The organism is Proteus penneri (genome assembly GCF_022369495.1).
GTDB lineage: Bacteria > Pseudomonadota > Gammaproteobacteria > Enterobacterales > Enterobacteriaceae > Proteus > Proteus penneri.
This window is the reverse complement of the sequence record NZ_CP059690.1, coordinates 2,925,318-2,942,882: the sequence shown is the minus strand read 5'-3', so window position 1 is coordinate 2,942,882 and position 17,565 is coordinate 2,925,318. Positions and strand designations below refer to the sequence as shown.

General features: G+C 40.5%; 15 protein-coding genes. 13 read left to right on the top strand and 2 right to left on the bottom strand.

Going from position 1 to position 17,565, the window contains the following annotated elements; all coding sequences use genetic code 11:
• Window positions 1–48 precede the first annotated feature (48 nt).
• Complete coding sequence (gene aspA / locus H1225_RS13330) at window positions 49–1,473, bottom strand: aspartate ammonia-lyase (RefSeq protein WP_072064394.1); 1,425 nt, start codon at window positions 1,471–1,473, stop codon at window positions 49–51.
• Window positions 1,474–1,847: 374 nt separating this feature from the next.
• Between aspA and H1225_RS13325 the strand changes: the two genes are divergently transcribed.
• The 4 genes from H1225_RS13325 (at window position 1,848) to H1225_RS13310 (ending at window position 5,287) form a co-directional block, all read left to right on the top strand.
• Entirely contained in the window at window positions 1,848–2,354 is a 507-nt protein-coding gene (locus H1225_RS13325; protein ID WP_006536174.1) for an FxsA family protein, read from the top strand.
• 169 nt (window positions 2,355–2,523) lie between these two features.
• Window positions 2,524–2,817: a co-chaperone GroES gene (locus H1225_RS13320; protein ID WP_036914050.1), complete on the top strand. Its 294-nt coding sequence runs from the start codon at window positions 2,524–2,526 to the stop codon at window positions 2,815–2,817.
• A gap of 52 nt (window positions 2,818–2,869) precedes the next feature.
• Window positions 2,870–4,516: a chaperonin GroEL gene (groL, locus tag H1225_RS13315; protein WP_006536172.1), complete on the top strand. Its 1,647-nt coding sequence runs from the start codon at window positions 2,870–2,872 to the stop codon at window positions 4,514–4,516.
• A 426-nt stretch (window positions 4,517–4,942) separates the two neighbouring features.
• Window positions 4,943–5,287 carry a DUF4156 domain-containing protein gene (locus H1225_RS13310; RefSeq protein ID WP_006536171.1) on the top strand — a complete coding sequence of 115 codons (345 nt, stop codon included), beginning with the start codon at window positions 4,943–4,945 and terminating at the stop codon, window positions 5,285–5,287.
• A 106-nt stretch (window positions 5,288–5,393) separates the two neighbouring features.
• On the opposite strand, the gene epmB is transcribed toward H1225_RS13310, so the two are convergent.
• On the bottom strand, window positions 5,394–6,422 hold the full coding sequence (gene epmB, locus H1225_RS13305) for an EF-P beta-lysylation protein EpmB (RefSeq protein WP_109848200.1): 1,029 nt from the start codon (window positions 6,420–6,422) through the stop codon (window positions 5,394–5,396).
• 44 nt (window positions 6,423–6,466) lie between these two features.
• Here epmB and efp point away from each other — a divergent pair, with 44 nt between their 5' ends.
• The 9 genes from efp to H1225_RS13260 all read left to right on the top strand — a co-directional run bounded on the left by efp (window position 6,467) and on the right by H1225_RS13260 (window position 17,564).
• Window positions 6,467–7,033, top strand: coding sequence for an elongation factor P (efp, locus tag H1225_RS13300; RefSeq protein ID WP_006536168.1), 567 nt, complete (start codon window positions 6,467–6,469; stop codon window positions 7,031–7,033).
• A gap of 731 nt (window positions 7,034–7,764) precedes the next feature.
• On the top strand, window positions 7,765–8,241 hold the full coding sequence (locus tag H1225_RS13295) for an RpiB/LacA/LacB family sugar-phosphate isomerase (RefSeq protein WP_109848201.1): 477 nt from the start codon (window positions 7,765–7,767) through the stop codon (window positions 8,239–8,241).
• Between the two features lie 293 nt (window positions 8,242–8,534).
• On the top strand, window positions 8,535–9,155 hold the full coding sequence (locus H1225_RS13290; protein WP_072064392.1) for a 4Fe-4S dicluster domain-containing protein: 621 nt from the start codon (window positions 8,535–8,537) through the stop codon (window positions 9,153–9,155).
• Window position 9,156: 1 nt separating this feature from the next.
• Window positions 9,157–11,172 carry a hydrogenase 4 subunit B gene (gene hyfB, locus H1225_RS13285; RefSeq protein ID WP_239739153.1) on the top strand — a complete coding sequence of 672 codons (2,016 nt, stop codon included), beginning with the start codon at window positions 9,157–9,159 and terminating at the stop codon, window positions 11,170–11,172.
• A gap of 12 nt (window positions 11,173–11,184) precedes the next feature.
• Window positions 11,185–12,135, top strand: coding sequence for a respiratory chain complex I subunit 1 family protein (locus H1225_RS13280; protein WP_006536164.1), 951 nt, complete (start codon window positions 11,185–11,187; stop codon window positions 12,133–12,135).
• A 6-nt stretch (window positions 12,136–12,141) separates the two neighbouring features.
• A complete protein-coding gene (locus H1225_RS13275; RefSeq protein ID WP_115065632.1) occupies window positions 12,142–13,593 on the top strand; it encodes a hydrogenase 4 subunit D in 1,452 nt (483 codons plus the stop codon).
• A 12-nt stretch (window positions 13,594–13,605) separates the two neighbouring features.
• Window positions 13,606–14,256, top strand: a complete 651-nt coding sequence (gene hyfE, locus H1225_RS13270; protein WP_006536162.1) for a hydrogenase 4 membrane subunit — start codon at window positions 13,606–13,608, stop codon at window positions 14,254–14,256.
• 4 nt (window positions 14,257–14,260) lie between these two features.
• Window positions 14,261–15,829, top strand: a complete 1,569-nt coding sequence (locus H1225_RS13265) for a hydrogenase 4 subunit F (protein ID WP_109400039.1) — start codon at window positions 14,261–14,263, stop codon at window positions 15,827–15,829.
• A 1-nt stretch (window position 15,830) separates the two neighbouring features.
• Window positions 15,831–17,564: a hydrogenase large subunit gene (locus H1225_RS13260; RefSeq protein ID WP_109848206.1), complete on the top strand. Its 1,734-nt coding sequence runs from the start codon at window positions 15,831–15,833 to the stop codon at window positions 17,562–17,564.
• Window position 17,565 lies beyond the last annotated feature (1 nt).

The window sequence follows — 17,565 nt, the reverse complement described above, 5'->3', positions numbered from 1 at the left end:
AAGAGCTCATTCTTATGTTTAACAGTGTCATGTTATAAAACACAATTATTAATCATCGAAGCGTTTTGCTTTGTAAGCCGGGTTTTTTAAGTTCTCGATAGAGAAGATATCATCCAGTTGTTCTTCGGTTAATAAACCACGTTCTAGAACAACTTCACGTACGCTCTTACCTGTTTCTGCACAAATCTTACCAACGATGTCGCCGTTATGGTGACCAATGAATGGGTTCAGATAAGTAACGATACCGATTGAGCTAAATACGAAGTGTTCACAGATTTCTTTATTCGCAGTGATACCATCAACACATTTTTCTACTAAGTTACGGCAAGCGTTGCTTAACAGAGAGATTGATTCGAACATTGCTTGACCGATAGCGGGTTCCATTACGTTTAATTGTAATTGACCTGCTTCAGCAGCCATAGTCACGCAAGTGTCATTACCGATAACTTTAAAGCAAGCTTGGTTAACAACTTCTGGAATTACTGGGTTTACTTTAGCTGGCATGATTGAAGAACCTGCTTGTAGTTCTGGAAGATTGATTTCTTTCAGACCTGCACGAGGACCAGAGGACAGTAAACGTAAGTCATTACAGATTTTAGACATTTTCACAGCTAAGCGTTTTAACGCGCCGTGAACCATCACATAAGCACCACAGTCAGAAGTTGCTTCAATTAAGTCTTCTGCTGGAACACAAGCTAAACCAGTTACTTCTGCCAGTTTTTCAACCGCCAGTTTTTGGTAACCCGGTGCTGTATTCAGACCAGTACCGATAGCAGTTGCACCTAAGTTCATTTCTAACAGTAACTCAGCAGTGCGTTTCAGGTTTTTGATTTCTTCTTTCATCAGTACAGAGAAAGCATGGAATTCTTGACCTAAAGTCATTGGTACAGCATCTTGTAATTGAGTACGACCCATTTTCAGGATGTCTTTGAACTCAACTGCTTTTCTATCAAAACCTGCTTTCAGCAGTTCGATAGATTCAGTTAATTTGATAATAGAGTTATAAACCGCTACACGGAAACCACAAGGATAAGCGTCGTTTGTTGATTGGCTCTTATTGACGTGGTCATTCGGGTTCAGGTATTGGTATTCACCTTTTTGGTGGCCCATTAATTCCAGACCGATGTTTGCGATAACTTCGTTGGTATTCATATTTAATGAAGTACCTGCACCGCCTTGGAATACATCAACTGGGAATTGATCCATGTGTTTACCTGTTTCTAATACTACGTCACAGGCTTTGATAATCGTATCAGCGATTTCACGAGGAATAGTGTGAAGTTCTTTGTTTGCTAATGCTGCGGCTTTTTTCACCATTACCATACCGCGGATGAATTCTGGAACATCATTGATGGTACGATCACTGATGTAGAAGTTTTCAATTGCACGTAAAGTGTGGACGCCATAGTAAGCATCAGCAGGAACTTCTCTTTTACCTAACAGGTCTTCTTCGATACGAGTTTTATTTGACATGAGAACCTTCTTATTAAAATTTTAACTGTCTAGTTATGCGCTTGTTAATAAAATATATCGTTAACGGTTAATAATGTAATATAACTTACCGTTTTGCTTGGTACTGACACGATCATATTCGGGTTGTGAACAAATACCTTTAAGCTGGATCACTTTATACGTAAATAACCTCTAAATATTTTCTTTTTGTGATCTATCTCATGGATTTTACCGTTCTAACTCTCTTTTTAACGCCCCTTGAAAAGGAGTGTTAGGCTCCCCATTATTATGTAGATAAACTAAGAAAAAGCGAGTTCGTAAACCATCACCTTAGATGTAGTTCACACTACTTTCTATTAATAATATGAATCTTTTTTTATAAAAAGGAGAACCAAGTGCGTTGGCTCCCATTAATTGTTATCTGTCTTCTTATCTATATAGAAGCTGTTATTTTCGTCAATGTAGCATCTTCGATTGGCGTGCTTACAACACTATTCCTTGTGGTGCTGACTTCTTGTGTTGGTGTCTCATTGGTAAAAAATCAGGGCGTAAAAAATATTGCTTCAATGCAGCAAAAACTTGCCGTGGGTGAAGTGCCTGCTGCTGAAATGGTGAAAAGCGTTTCGTTAATATTGGCGGGTATTTTACTGTTGATCCCAGGCTTTTTTACGGATTTCTTGGGCTTGCTGTTGTTGTTACCACCGTTGCAAGCACTGTTAGTGACTAAATTGATTTCTCGTATTCGTGTTTATTCAGCAGGTCATGGTCAAAGTGGATTTTCGTCTGATCAAAATGGAACAACATTTGAAGGCGAGTTTCAGCGTAAAGAGGATTCACCGAGTAACCAACTGAATAATAAGGCTGAAGATCAGAATAACGACCATTTTTCTGACAAAAAATAATCAGCCGAAAGCATAATCAACTGAAATGGGGAAAATTTGAAAAAAAATCACACTTCTCCCCTTGAAGTTTTACTTGATGCCCCCACCTGTATCGTCATGGTACTGGTTCATTTTGGGCACTGGTATCAACCTTAATCCTGATATGGACTTTTTTATAGGAGCACTATTAATGAAGATTCGTCCATTACATGACCGTGTTATTGTTAAACGTAAAGAAGTCGAAGCTAAATCAGCAGGCGGTATCGTTCTTACTGGCACAGCAGCGGGTAAATCAACTCGTGGCGAAATTTTAGCCGTGGGTCAAGGCCGTATTATGGAAAACGGCGACGTTAAACCACTGGATGTTAAAGTCGGCGATATCGTAATTTTTAACGACGGTTATGGCGTTAAAACAGAAAAAATTGATAACGAAGACGTGCTTATCATGTCTGAAAGCGACATTTTAGCAATTGTAGAAGAATAATTTTTCTCTTTTAAGATCTTCTTAAACTGAACGAATTCAAAGGAAATATACGATGGCAGCTAAAGACGTCAAATTCGGTGTAGATGCTCGTAATAAAATGTTACGTGGTGTTAATGTTCTTGCAGATGCAGTTAAAGTAACTTTAGGCCCTAAAGGTCGTAACGTTGTTTTAGATAAATCTTTCGGCGCACCTGTTATTACTAAAGATGGTGTATCTGTTGCACGCGAAATTGAACTCGAAGATAAATTCGAGAACATGGGTGCACAGATGGTGAAAGAAGTTGCTTCTAAAGCCAATGATGCGGCAGGTGATGGTACTACAACTGCAACAGTATTAGCACAATCAATCATTGCCGAAGGCTTAAAAGCAGTCGCCGCAGGTATGAACCCAATGGATCTGAAACGCGGTATCGATAAAGCTGTTGTTGCAGCAGTCGAAGAACTGAAAAAACTGTCTGTTCCATGTTCAGATACTAAAGCGATTGCTCAGGTTGGTACAATTTCAGCAAACTCTGATGAAACCGTCGGTACTCTGATCGCGCAAGCGATGGATAAAGTAGGTAAAGAAGGTGTTATCACCGTTGAAGAAGGTACTGGCTTAGAAGATGAGCTAGATGTTGTTGAAGGTATGCAGTTTGACCGCGGTTATCTATCTCCTTACTTCATCAACAAACCTGAAACGGGTACAGCAGAATTAGAAAATCCATTCATTCTGTTAGTTGATAAAAAAGTTTCTAACATCCGTGAATTACTGCCTGTTTTAGAAGCTGTTGCTAAAGCTAACAAACCTCTGCTTATCATTGCAGAAGATGTTGAAGGTGAAGCATTGGCAACATTAGTTGTGAACAATATGCGTGGTATCGTTAAGGTTGCCGCTGTTAAAGCGCCTGGCTTTGGTGACCGTCGTAAAGCAATGCTGCAAGATATCGCAACATTAACTAACGGTGCAGTGATTTCTGAAGAAATCGGCATGGAGTTAGAAAAAGCGACATTAGAAGACTTAGGTCAAGCAAAACGCGTTGTTATCAACAAAGATACAACAACGATTATTGATGGTTTAGGTGATCAAGACGCAATCAGTGGTCGTGTAGCTCAAATTCGTCAACAAATCGAAGATGCGACTTCAGATTATGACCGTGAAAAATTACAAGAACGCGTTGCTAAATTAGCAGGCGGTGTTGCAGTCATTAAAGTTGGTGCCGCAACTGAAGTTGAAATGAAAGAAAAACGTGCTCGTGTTGACGATGCTCTGCATGCAACTCGCGCAGCAGTTGAAGAAGGCGTTGTTGCTGGTGGTGGTACTGCTCTGGTTCGTGTTGCTAACGCTCTGCGTGAGATGGTTGGCGATAACGAAGAACAAACAGTGGGTATCCGCGTTGCATTACGTGCAATGGAATCTCCAATGCGTCAAATCGTTGCTAACGCAGGTGAAGAACCTTCTGTTGTTGTAAACAAAGTGAAAGCAGGTGAAGGTAACTACGGTTATAACGCTGCAACTGATGATTACGGCGATATGATTGATATGGGTATCTTAGATCCAACTAAAGTTACTCGTTCTGCACTGCAATTTGCTGCATCTATCGCAGGTCTGATGATCACAACTGAAGCGATGATCACAGATTTACCTAAAGATGACAAAATGGATTTAGGTGGCGCTGGTGGTATGGGCGGCATGGGTGGAATGGGCGGCATGATGTAATTCATCAGCTAACTATTTTACAAAGAAAACCCGAGCTTAGGCTCGGGTTTTTTTATATCTAAATACAATCGAGATTAAATATTACTATATTTGAATTAATTTATAGCAATATAATCGTCAGATGATGATTGATTATCTAACGATTTTTAAAAAAATGAGCTAATTGTGTGTTCATTCTCGCACTGTGTAGGCTGAAAATAAACCATATCGTTTTAAAAGCGTAAAAGCGGTGTAGAATAGAGGTGTTGTTGCTTTGTCTATCTCAAAGCCGAATTTGTACATTAAAATAAGTTTGAAGCGAAAATAATATCTTAAAGCTATTGGCTAACGTTGAGATAGCAATAATGATTTATTTTTGCGCATAATAGGGATGACAAGGTATATTGTTGTCATGACTAAACGGACACTCAAATAAATGAGGGGATCATGCGAATTAAATTGTTATTGGGAGCTACTGCAGCATTGTTACTAGCAGGCTGTTCTGCAACAAACACATTAAGCACTGCTGGCTCACAGGTACAAATCACTGATACGCAACCAGGCAGTGAATGCCAATTATTAGGAACAGTGACAGGTGTTCAAAATAACTGGTTATCAGGTTCCCGTACTGAAAGCCAATCACTGCGAGGTGCTGCTAACGATTTACGTAATAAAGCAGCTGCAATGGGGGGTAACGTTATTTTTAACGTGGGTACTGGCGCAGGTAGCTTTGTTGATAGCTTTGCACCATTAGATAGCAAAATGAGTGGGCAAGTTTATAAGTGCCAATAAGGCATTTAATTTATTCACTATTTATTAGTCTGCTAATAGATAAAAAGCTGTAGTCACTTCATCTATTTTGAATTGAGCTACAGCTTTTTTGTTTTTATGATATGGATTATTGCTGGCGTAATCCAAGATCTAACAATGTCTTACTTGGTTCACCACCAATTTCACGCGTGAGTTTAGGCACCATATAACCTGATACTAAGCTCATTAGTGCTTTCATAATTTCTCTTGCTTCACTGTCTGGCACCATAAAGTGAGCCGCACCTTGAACTTTATCTAGAACATGTAAGTAATACGGCATAACACCGGCATCAAATAGTGCGCGACTTAAATCTGCAAGGACTTCAGCACTGTCATTAACCCCTCGCAATAACACACCTTGATTCAATAGCGTAACATTGGCTTTTTTTAGCTTTGAACAGGCTTCTCTCAATGCGTCATCCATTTCATTAGCGTGATTGGTATGCAGTACCATGATATTTTGCAAACGTGATTGTTGTAAGCGCTGACATAGCGCATCAGTGACGCGAGCAGGAATAACTACAGGTAAGCGAGAGTGAATGCGTAAACGCTTAAGATGAGGGATCGCTTCTAGTTGTGTGATTAACCAATCAAGCTCATCATCTTTCGCCATAAGAGGATCGCCCCCAGAGAAGATGATTTCATCGAGTTTTGGGTTATTTTTGATATACTCTATTGCCTTTTGCCAATTAGCCTTGTTTCCTTTGTTATCTTCATAGGGAAAATGACGACGAAAACAGTAGCGACAATTGACAGCGCAACCACCTTTGACCAGAAGCAATGCACGATTCTGATATTTATGTAATAAACCTGGCACCGCATTTTGTTGCTCATCTAATGGATCCGTAGAAAATCCCGGTGTTATGGTAAATTCAGCATTTGCAGTTAATACTTGTAAAAGTAATGGATCGTTAGGATCGCCTTTTTTCATGCGTGCAACGAATTCACGGGGAACCCGTAGCGGAAAAAGCCGTCGCGCCTGAGCTCCTTTTTGGAGTTCTTCGTGATGTTCCAACGCTAAAAGTTGGAGTAATTCAACAGGATCACTGATTGCCTGCGCGAGTTGTGTTAACCAGACTTCTCTGGTGGGGTGATTATGAGTTACAATGTGTGCCATTTTTTGGCTATGCCATTTTAAATTAAAAAAGTTAGAGGATATTCATGGCTTCTTATAATACCAACGATTTTCGTTCAGGTCTTAAAATCATGTTAGATGGCGAGCCAGCCGTCATTACTGAATGTGAATTTGTTAAACCAGGTAAAGGTCAGGCATTTGCTCGTGTACGTCTGCGTAAACTGATCTCTAACAAATTACTGGAAAAAACATTTAAATCTACTGATTCAGCAGAAGGTGCTGATGTCATGGATATCAACTTAACTTACCTGTACAACGACGGTGAGTTCTGGCATTTCATGAACAACGAAACTTTCGAACAATTAGCTGCAGACGAAAAAGCCGTTGGTGATAATGCTAAGTGGTTGATCGACCAAGCTGAGTGTATCGTAACACTGTGGGATAATCGTCCTATTGCTGTTATTCCACCAAACTTTGTTGAATTAGAAATCGTTGATACTGATCCAGGTCTGAAAGGTGACACCGCAGGTACAGGTGGTAAACCAGCAACATTAAGCACTGGCGCTGTTGTTAAAGTTCCACTGTTTGTACAAATTGGTGAAGTTATCAAAGTTGATACTCGTTCAGGCGAATACGTATCACGCGTAAAATAATTGCGTAGATTATTTTACTAAGTACAACGTTAAGTATAATAATTAATTACCGCAGATAATGTTAACTATCTGCGGTATTTTTTTGTTTTAATTTATAATAATTGAATAAACTACGCTATTTTTTTCTAAAAAATTGATTAATTTGTATTACTGCATTATTTAATTTTTCATGTTATTATTTTGTTCCTAATTTATTTATCCCTTCATTATATTTTAAATGCCAAAAATGAATGCTCTATTCAATATTGGAATTGGTAAAAAATAACCACTTTCTTAGAATGGATGTGTAGGTTATTTTGGTAAAGATAATCCACAGCAATATTTATTTTAAGTTATTTTGACTTTCCTTTAAGAGATATTGAAGAGTATAGATAAAAACATTAATCCTGTAATATTATTGATCTTTATTTTATATTTTAGTTATACTAGGGAAACCCTTTCAATATAGATATTTACTTTGATATATCTCTTTTATTTTTTATCAATTCAATTATTAACATAATAAATTTAGCTTGTTTTATAGGTTAAATATCTCCTTTATGGAATGAATTTCCATTTCTTTATTTCTTCTTATTTTTTGTAAATTCCCTATACTTAAACACAAAAATAGAATTTTAATCTATACTTTATCTAGGTTAAATATAAAAAATAGTCTTTGAATTTATTTTAATTTAAAATTTTATCAATGACTTATATTTATCGGTAGTGATTAAGTTAATTTAGGAGGCTATATGGAAAATAGAATGATTATTATGGGCGCTGATCCTTCAGGATTTGAACTTAAAAATGCGATTAAGTCATACTTGTTAGAAAAAAATTACACAATAAAAGATCTCACAGAATCAGGCCCTATTGGCTATTGTGATGTAGGGGATAAAGTTGGTTCAATTATTTCTGAACATCCTGAATATATTGGTTTTGTTTTCTGTGGTACAGGAATGGGAGTAAGTATTAGTGCGAACAAACATAAAAATGTTTATTGCGGTGTTTGTGAAAGCGTGACTAGTGCTCGTTTTTGTAAAATTATCAATAACTGTAATATTCTTGCTATGGGTGGGTTATTAATTACACCATTTAAAGCCAAAATGATGGTTGATGCTTATTTATCGGCAACCTTTACAGAAGGTTTTTCTGAAGCAACACCAGAAGATTTACAATCTGGCTTAAATTCAATGAAACAAGTAGAAAAGAAAATTTATAAAAATTAACTCATTCTTATTATTCACTTTTATAAGCCTGAATTATCAGGCTTATTTTTTTCTTTGTACTCCGCCATTTTTGATATCTAGTCATAGTGACGACGAAATTGTTGTTTAAAACTCACCACTTACTGTCAACGTCATAATTGTCGACACGTCATTTATTGTTTCCTTTTTGTTTTTTAATATATTGATTTTAAATGAAAATAAAATAAATCATCTCTTGGCACGAAATATGCTTCATCTAAAGAAAAATTGACGACAGTAATGCTGTTAAACGTTTTTCTCGGAGGATGTGGCGAATGAATCGCTTTGTAATTGCAGAGCCACAACGATGCATAGGGTGTAATACCTGTATGGCAGCTTGTTCAGAAGTTCACCAAGCTGTGGGATTACAGGCGCATCCGCGTCTTACAGTGGTAAAAGTGGAGGATCAGACAGCACCGATGCTTTGTCGGCACTGTGAGGATGCTCCTTGTGCTCGCGTGTGCCCAGTCAATGCCATTACTCATGAAGATAATATGATCTTTCTTAATGAGAGCCTGTGTATTGGCTGTAAGTTATGTGGTCTGGTTTGTCCTTTTGGGGCAATTACACCATCAGGTAGTAAACCCGTTAACTTACCAGCTGTCTTTGAACATTTTGTTCCAGAAGAGATGTTGGCCGATGTGCCAGCAAGTCTTCCAACAACCAACCCATTTCTTGCGTGGAATGCGGGGGTTCGTGCAATTGCAGTGAAATGTGATTTGTGTGCTTTCTCTGATGAAGGCCCTGCTTGTGTCAAGGTGTGTCCAACCGATGCATTGCATTTAGTTGAAGATGACAAACTTGAAGAGCAGATGAAAACGCGTCGCTTAGATTCTGTGATGGAACCTATTACGAGTCTTGACGATTTATCTACTTTGACACAGGAGCGGAAGTAATATGGAACCTCTTCAGTTACTGCTGTGGTCAGTCATCCTGTATGTTGTTGGTGGCGTTATTGCACTGTTTTTAAAGAAACAGGAAGGGTTGGCAATCCTTATTTCAGGGATCAGCGCAATCATCGGCGGTGTATTAGGTGTTTTAAGTGCATTACCGGTTATTTTTGGTGGTGAAATCGCCACTTTTACCGCGGCAGGCCCATTTGAATTTGCAGCCTTCGTGGTACGCATGGATATGTTAGGCGCCTTTATGGTGTTCGTCATTTCATTATTGGTCAGTGTGTGCGCGCTTTATTCTCTTGCTTATGTGCAAGAATATAAAGGACGTGGCGCTTGGAGCATGGGATTCTTTATGAATCTGTTTATTGCTTCTATGGTTGGCTTAGTGGTGATGGATAATGCGTTCTACTTTATTATCCTATTCGAAATGATGTCACTGGCTTCTTGGTTCTTAGTTATTGCTGACCAAGATGACGAATCTATTCACGCAGGTTTACTTTACTTCTTTATCGCCCACGCAGGCTCCGTGTTAATCATGATTGCCTTCTTCTTGATGTGGCGTGAAAGTGGTAGCCTTGATTTTGATTCATTCCGTCAACTCTCTCTTTCTCCTGCAATGGCCTCTGTGGTGTTCTTACTGGGTTTCTTTGGTTTTGGTGCCAAAGCAGGTATGTTGCCATTACACAGTTGGTTACCAAAAGCCCACCCCGCAGCGCCTTCACACGCATCGGCATTAATGTCAGGTGTCATGGTTAAAATTGGTATCTTTGGGATAATCAAAGTCGGTATCGATTTATTAGGTGCCACAGAAATGTGGTGGGGTATTGTTGTTCTTGGGTTTGGTGCTGTTTCTTCTGTATTAGGTGTGATGTACGCCTTAGCAGAGCACGATTTAAAACGCTTACTTGCATGGCACACCGTTGAAAATATCGGCATCATTTTAATGGGTGTGGGTGTAGGCATGGTAGGAATGGCCACTGATCATCCTGTTATAGCCGCACTTGGATTGTTAGGCGCTTTATATCACTTATTAAACCATGCCGTGTTCAAAGGATTATTATTCCTTGGTGCGGGTGCCATTATTAACCAAATTCACACACGTGATATGGATAAAATGGGGGGCTTAGCCAAACTAATGCCTTATACCGCAACAGCCTTTCTAATTGGTTGTATGGCGATTTCAGCGTTACCACCATTAAACGGTTTTGTTAGTGAATGGTATACCTATCAATCTCTTTTTTCGATGAGTTACGAAGGTAACTTCGTGATGCGTTTAAGTGGTCCTATTGCCATTATTATGTTGGCAATTACAGGGGCATTGGCGGCCATGTGTTTCGTTAAAGTTTATGGTGTTAGCTTTTGTGGTGGCCCGCGTAGCGAGCAAGCAACGAAAGCGAAAGAAGTGCCTTTACCAATGACGATTGCAATGGGCTTATTAGCACTATTCTGTGTTGTGTTAGGTGTGGGAGCGGCTTTTGTTGCGCCAATTATTGCCAACATTGCAATGTCACTTAGCGAAACCAGTGCATTAACCGTGACTCAAGGCGCAATGCTTGTTCCTGATACCGCATCACAAGCAATGTTCTCTCCAGCATTAACATTTGTTTTATTAATTGCCTTACCGCTTATCCCATTCCTGATTTATCTCGGCCTGAAAGGCAATCAACCTGCGTTTCGTCGTAAAGGTGATCCTTGGGCATGTGGTTATGTATGGGAAAAAGACATGGCAGTATCAGCAGGAGGATTTACTCAAGCATTACGTAGCATGTTTGCACCACTTTATCGTATGCGTAAACAACTTGATCCATCTCCATTGCTGTCTCGTGGTTTTAATAAAACACAGCTCGGTGCTGAAAAGGTCGAACCATTCTGGGATGAACGCATTATTTATCCTCTGGTTCGTGGTATCCAACGTTTTGCAAAACGTATCCAATGCCTACAAGGCGGGGATTTCCGACTCTATTGTCTATACGTTGTTGCAGCGCTGGTCATCTTGCTTTTAGTCATCGCAGCGTAAGGAGAGGGACTTATGACTTTCCAAGAAGCACCTACGTTAATGATGGGAATATTCGCACTCATTCAAGCACTCTTTCTGCTGGCGATAACCCCATTGTGTACAGGTATTTCGCGCACAATTCGCGCCAAGATGCATTCGCGTCAAGGCCCTGGAATTTTGCAAGATTATCGAGATATCTTTAAGTTATTTAAACGTCAATCAGTAGCGCCCGAGCAATCTGGTGTGATCTTCCAAGTGATGCCATATGTGTTACTCGGAAGTATGTTAGTGGTTGCTATGGCACTGCCTGTCTTTACTGCAACGTCACTGTTTGCAGGTGCGGCAGATCTTATCGCACTGATTTATCTGTTTGCACTTTATCGTTTCTTCTTCTCTTTATCTGGTCTGGATTCAGGAAGCCCATTTGCGGGTATTGGTGCTAGTCGTGAATTAACACTGGGTGTGTTAGTTGAGCCAATTTTAGTGTTATCGCTGATTGTGGTGGCTTTAATTGTCGGTTCAACCAACGTTGGCACCATCAGTGCAACACTGGCTCAAGGTTGGGTATCACCCACAGCCACACTGTTAGCCTTATTAGCATGTGCTTTTGCGGCATTTATCGAAATGGGCAAAATGCCATTTGACGTTGCGGAAGCTGAGCAAGAGCTACAAGAAGGGCCATTAACTGAGTACTCAGGCTCTGGTTTTGCCATGGTGAAGCTGGGTCTTGGCTTAAAACAAGTTGTGGTGGCTGAACTGTTCTTAGCCATATTTATTCCTTTCGGTAAAGCAACAGAATTCACCTTTATTGCATTGATCATTGCGTTAGTTTTAATGGCAGTGAAATTGTTAGTGGTGTTTGTATTAGCGTCATTGGTTGAAAACAGTTTAGCGCGTGGTCGCTTCCTGCTGACTCACCATGTGACATGGTTAGGATTCGGTGTTGCGGCACTGGCTCTTGTTTTCTATTTAACCGGTCTATAAGGAGCGATGATTACAATGGAAAATATAGCTCTTGCGACCTTACTCATCCCATTTGCGGGGGCGTTGATTACGTCCTTAATGCCAAATCGGATGGCGAAGTGGTTATGTACACTGTTCGCTTTATTAGCCACATTAGGAACGGTTGTTTTAGGTTGGCAGTTCCTCGCTGAAGGTAAAGTCGATACCACAATTACGCTAGTACAATATGGTGATGTTGCGCTCTTTGGTTTTACCATTGACCGTGTCAGTACTTTGATTGCTTTCGCTGTTGTGTTCTTAGGATTGTTAGTAAGTTTTTACTCTACTGGCTATCTAACTAACGGTAACCGTGAGCATCCTCATGATGGTACTCGTCGTTATTATGCCTTCTTGCTGATTTTTATTGGAGCAATGGCAGGTTTAGTCCTTTCATCGACTATTTTGGGGCAACTCCTCTTTTTCGAAATCACAGGGGGATGTTCTTGGGGATTAATCGGCTACTACCAATCTGAAAAATCACTCCGTTCAGCAATGAAAGCGTTGTTGATCACTCACGTTGCTTCAATTGGTCTTTATCTTGCAGCAGCAACTTTATTTGTGAGTACAGGTACCTTTGAGTTAACCGCCATTGCCACTTTAGACGAACCAACCAAACTGATTGTGTTTGGCGGTATCCTCTTTGCTGCTTGGGGTAAATCAGCTCAACTACCACTACAAGCTTGGTTACCTGATGCGATGGAAGCACCAACACCTGTGAGTGCTTACTTACACGCAGCATCAATGGTGAAAGTCGGTGTTTATATCTTTGCTCGTGCGATTATGTCAGCAGATGGTGATGTCCCTCATCTTATTGGGTGGGTAGGTATTACCATGGCAGTTATCACATTGATTTATGGCTTTATGATGTATTTGCCACAAAAAGATATGAAACGCCTGTTAGCATGGTCAACCATTACTCAGCTCTCTTATATCTTCCTCGCATTATCTATCTCTATCTTTGGACCGCGTGAAGCGTTTGAAGGCGGTATTGCTTATATCTTTAACCATGCCTTTGCTAAAAGTTTGTTCTTCTTAGTTGCGGGTGCATTGAGCTATAGCTGCGGTACTCGCATGTTGCCTCGTTTAAAAGGGTTAATTAATAAATATCCATTATTGGGTGTGGGTTTCTGTGTCGCCGCACTGGCAATTGCAGGCGTTCCACCACTTAATGGCTTCTTTAGTAAATTCCCAATTTTTGCCGCAGGTTTTGAATTGTCGAGTATTTTCTGGGTGATGACACCAATTATGGTGCTAGTGCTGATTGAGTCTGTGGCTAGCTTCACTTGGTTTATCTACTGGTTTGGTCGTGTTGTTCCGGGCAAACCAAGTACAGAAGTTGCAGAAGGGCAACCTGTTCCTATGGCAATGCAAATTGTGATTGGAATACTGATTGTGATGTCCTTTGCATCCAGTGTTATCGCAGTCACTTGGCTAGGATAAGGGAGATAAATCATGACTGGAGCACTTATCGTAAACAATTTGGCGGGGTTAATGATGATAACTTCGCTATTGGTAATTGGCGCGAAAAAGCCGATTGCTTCATGTTGGTTCTATGCATTGCAATCTTTCGTCTTGGTGATGATTTTTGTCACCTTGGCCAATATGTTAGATGCACACCAACTGACACTTTGGGCGATGACCGCCTTCTTTACTAAAGTTCTGCTTGTTCCACTTATTTTAGGATTTGCATTCCGTAAGTTATCCGATCCTAGTGCGAATATCAGTGTTATTAGCCCCGCACTATTGATGTTGCTGGCGGCTGTTATCGTTATTTTAAGCTGGTTTGTGGTTGAACCAATTCAAATACCAATGGTTGTTGATTTGAAACCTGCACTGGCAGTTTCTTTGGGACACTTTATGTTGGGTCTGCTTTGTATCGTGACACAGCGCAATATCCTAAAACAAGCTTTTGGTTACTGCTTAATGGAAAACGGCTCTCACTTAACACTGGCATTATTGGCTTGGAGAGCACCAGAACTGGTCGAAATCGGTATCGCCACTGACGCCATCTTTGCTGTGATCGTGATGGCAGTGTTGGCTCGTAAGATTTACCGCACGCTCAACACACTGAACGTGGATCAACTGACCGCGCTGAAGGGGTGAGGAGATGAACCAAACAACCATGTTAACAATTTTAATGTTTGCGCCGTTGGTATTTTCAATATTGGCGTTTCTGAGTCCGTTATTAAAAGCGGGTGCGCGTCCTATTGTGACAGGCATTCATGCAATTGGTATCACCGTCTTGTTAGTCGCAGCATTAGGAACTGTGGCAGATGTCATGTCTCATGGCGAAATATTGGCGGCTGCTAATTGGGTTCACGTGGATAGCCTAGGCGCATTATTCCTAGCTATTTTAGGCATTATCGGCTTTTTAACGGGGCTTTATTCTATTGGCTATATGAGCCACGAAGTGGATGAGGGTGAAATCTCAGTACGTACTTTATGTAACTACTATGGCTTCTTCCACCTGTTTTTATTCACCATGTTATTAGCAATCACCAGTAATAACTTGATTTTAATGTGGGCAGCCATTGAAGCAACAACCCTAAGCTCTGCATTCTTAGTCGGAATTTATGGTCAACGTTCTTCTCTGGAAGCGGCGTGGAAGTACATCATCATCTGTAGTGTCGGTGTCGCGTTTGGTCTTTTCGGTACTATTTTGGTTTATGCCAATGCCGCAAGCTTTATGCCTGATCCAGATCAGGCCATTTTCTGGACTGAAGTGTTGAAATATACAGACCAGTTAGATCCAACTCTGATGCATTTAGCTTTTGTCTTTATTTTAATCGGTTTTGGTACCAAAACGGGGTTATTCCCAATGCATGCTTGGTTACCAGATGCGCACAGTGAAGCACCAAGTCCTGTTAGTGCCTTGTTATCGGCAGTGTTACTGAACTGTGCTCTATTAATCATCATTCGTTACTACATCATTATTGATGCAGCAATTGGTACTGAATTTACACGTAACTTACTGTTAATCTTTGGTTTCCTCTCTGTTGCTATCGCGGCGTTCTTTATTCTTATTCAGCGTGATATGAAACGTCTTTTAGCGTATTCCAGTGTGGAAAACATGGGATTAATTGCCGTCGCATTAGGAATTGGCGGACCGATTGGTATTTTGGCTGCTTTATTCCACACCTTAAACCACAGTTTAGCGAAAGCATTGTTGTTCTGTGGCTCTGGTAACGTGTTATTGAAATACGGTACTCGTGATTTAAATGTCGTGAAAGGCATGTTTAAAGTGATGCCATTAAGTGCCGCTCTGTTTGCTGGTGGTGCTTTAGCGTTAGGGGGGATGCCTCCTTTCAATGTCTTTATCAGTGAGTTTATGATTGTTGTGGCAGGTTTAGCTTCTCAGCACATTGTCTTAACTATCCTATTATTATTGTTATTGACCGTAGTATTAGGTGGGCTAGTTCGTATGGTGGCTAAAATTGTCTTTGGTCCAAAACCTGATGTTGTTGCTAAAGGCGAACTGGGAATTTTAACCACATTACCAATGGTCATTCTGATTGCACTTATGCTGTTAATGGGAACTCATATTCCTAAGCCTGTCAGTGAGTTGTTAGAAAATGCCGCTAATATCGTGATGAATATTGATAAAAGTGAGTCACCTACTTATACATGGCCAACGGCTTTAATCAGTAATCCATCCACATCGGTTCAGGAGATGTAACGTGAGCTACCAAAATTATGTCAGTAGAAAAGAGGGAAAAGAACTAGGTGGAGATTATGTTGCCAAAGTTCGTGAAAAATTCCCATCAGCTGTTCTTGATGAAGAGCGACAAACCGCTGATCAATTGACGATAACAGTAAAAACGGAATCACTTCCTGAAGTGGTGGAATACCTGTATTACGGTTTAGGCGGTTGGTTACCTGTTTTATTCGGTAACGATGAACGTAGTTTAAACGGAGACTATGCTGTTTATTACGCATTATCAATGGAAGAGGGTGAAAAATGCTGGGTTGTTGTAAAAGCCCATGTTAGCCCAATCACTTTAGAATTCCCATCAGTGACACCGCGTGTACCCGCTGCCGTGTGGGGGGAACGTGAAATTCGTGATATGTATGGTCTTATCCCTGTTGGTCTACCTGATGAACGCCGTTTAGTGCTTCCAGATGACTGGCCTGAAGAAATGTATCCATTGCGTAAAGATGCGATGGATTATCGCCAACGCCCGACACCAACGACAGAAGTTGAGACTTACCCTTTTGTGAATGAAGGTAAGCAAGACGCACGTGTTGTACCAATCGGCCCTATGCACATTACTTCGGATGAACCTGGACACTTCCGCTTATTTGTAGACGGTGAAAATATTGTCGATGCTGATTACCGTATGTTCTATGTTCACCGTGGTATGGAAAAGCTGGCTGAAACCCGAATGGGTTATAACGAAGTGACATTTTTATCAGATCGCGTGTGTGGTATCTGTGGTTTTACTCACAGCGTGGCCTATGTGACTTCTGTTGAAAATGCGTTAGGCATTGAAGTGCCTCGTCGTGCGCATACCATTCGTTCTATCTTATTAGAAGTTGAGCGCCTTCATAGCCATTTATTAAATATTGGTTTAGCGAGCCACTTTACAGGTTTTGATACTGGCTTTATGCAATTCTTTCGTATTCGTGAAAAATCAATGCAGATTGCAGAAATGCTCACGGGTGCGCGTAAAACCTACGGCTTGAATTTAATTGGGGGTATTCGTCGCGATATCTTAAAAGATCAGCGCCTTAAAACTATTCAATTAATAAGAGAAATGCGTCGCGAAGTGACTGAACTTGTCGATGTTCTTCTCACTGCTCCTAATATGGAACAACGTACTGTTGGTGTGGGTATCTTAGACAAAAAAGTGGCTCGTGATTTTAGCCCTGTCGGCCCAATGATAAGAGCAAGTGGTTTTAAACGTGACGTACGTTTTGACCACCCATTTGCCGATTATGGCAATCTTCCTTTGACTCTCTTTAGTTATGAAGGTGGTGACGTATTCTCCCGTGTGATGGTACGAATTAAAGAAGTTTTAGATTCAATGGCAATGATTGAATACGCCTTAGATAACCTGCCTGAAGGCCCGCTATTAACGGAAGGCTTCACTTATCAACCTTATAAATTTGCACTGGGCTTTACAGAAGCACCACGCGGTGAAGATGTTCACTGGAGTATGTTGGGTGATAACCAAAAACTCTTCCGCTGGCGTTGCCGTGCAGCTACTTATGCTAACTGGCCTGTATTACGTTATATGTTGCAAGGAAATACTGTATCCGATGCGCCATTGATTATCGGTAGCCTTGACCCTTGCTATTCCTGTACTGACAGGGTAACGCTCGTCGATGTGAAAAAACGTAAATCTAAAACAGTTTCTTATAAAGAAATTGAACGTTACAGCATTGAACGTAAAAATTCGCCGCTCAAGTGAG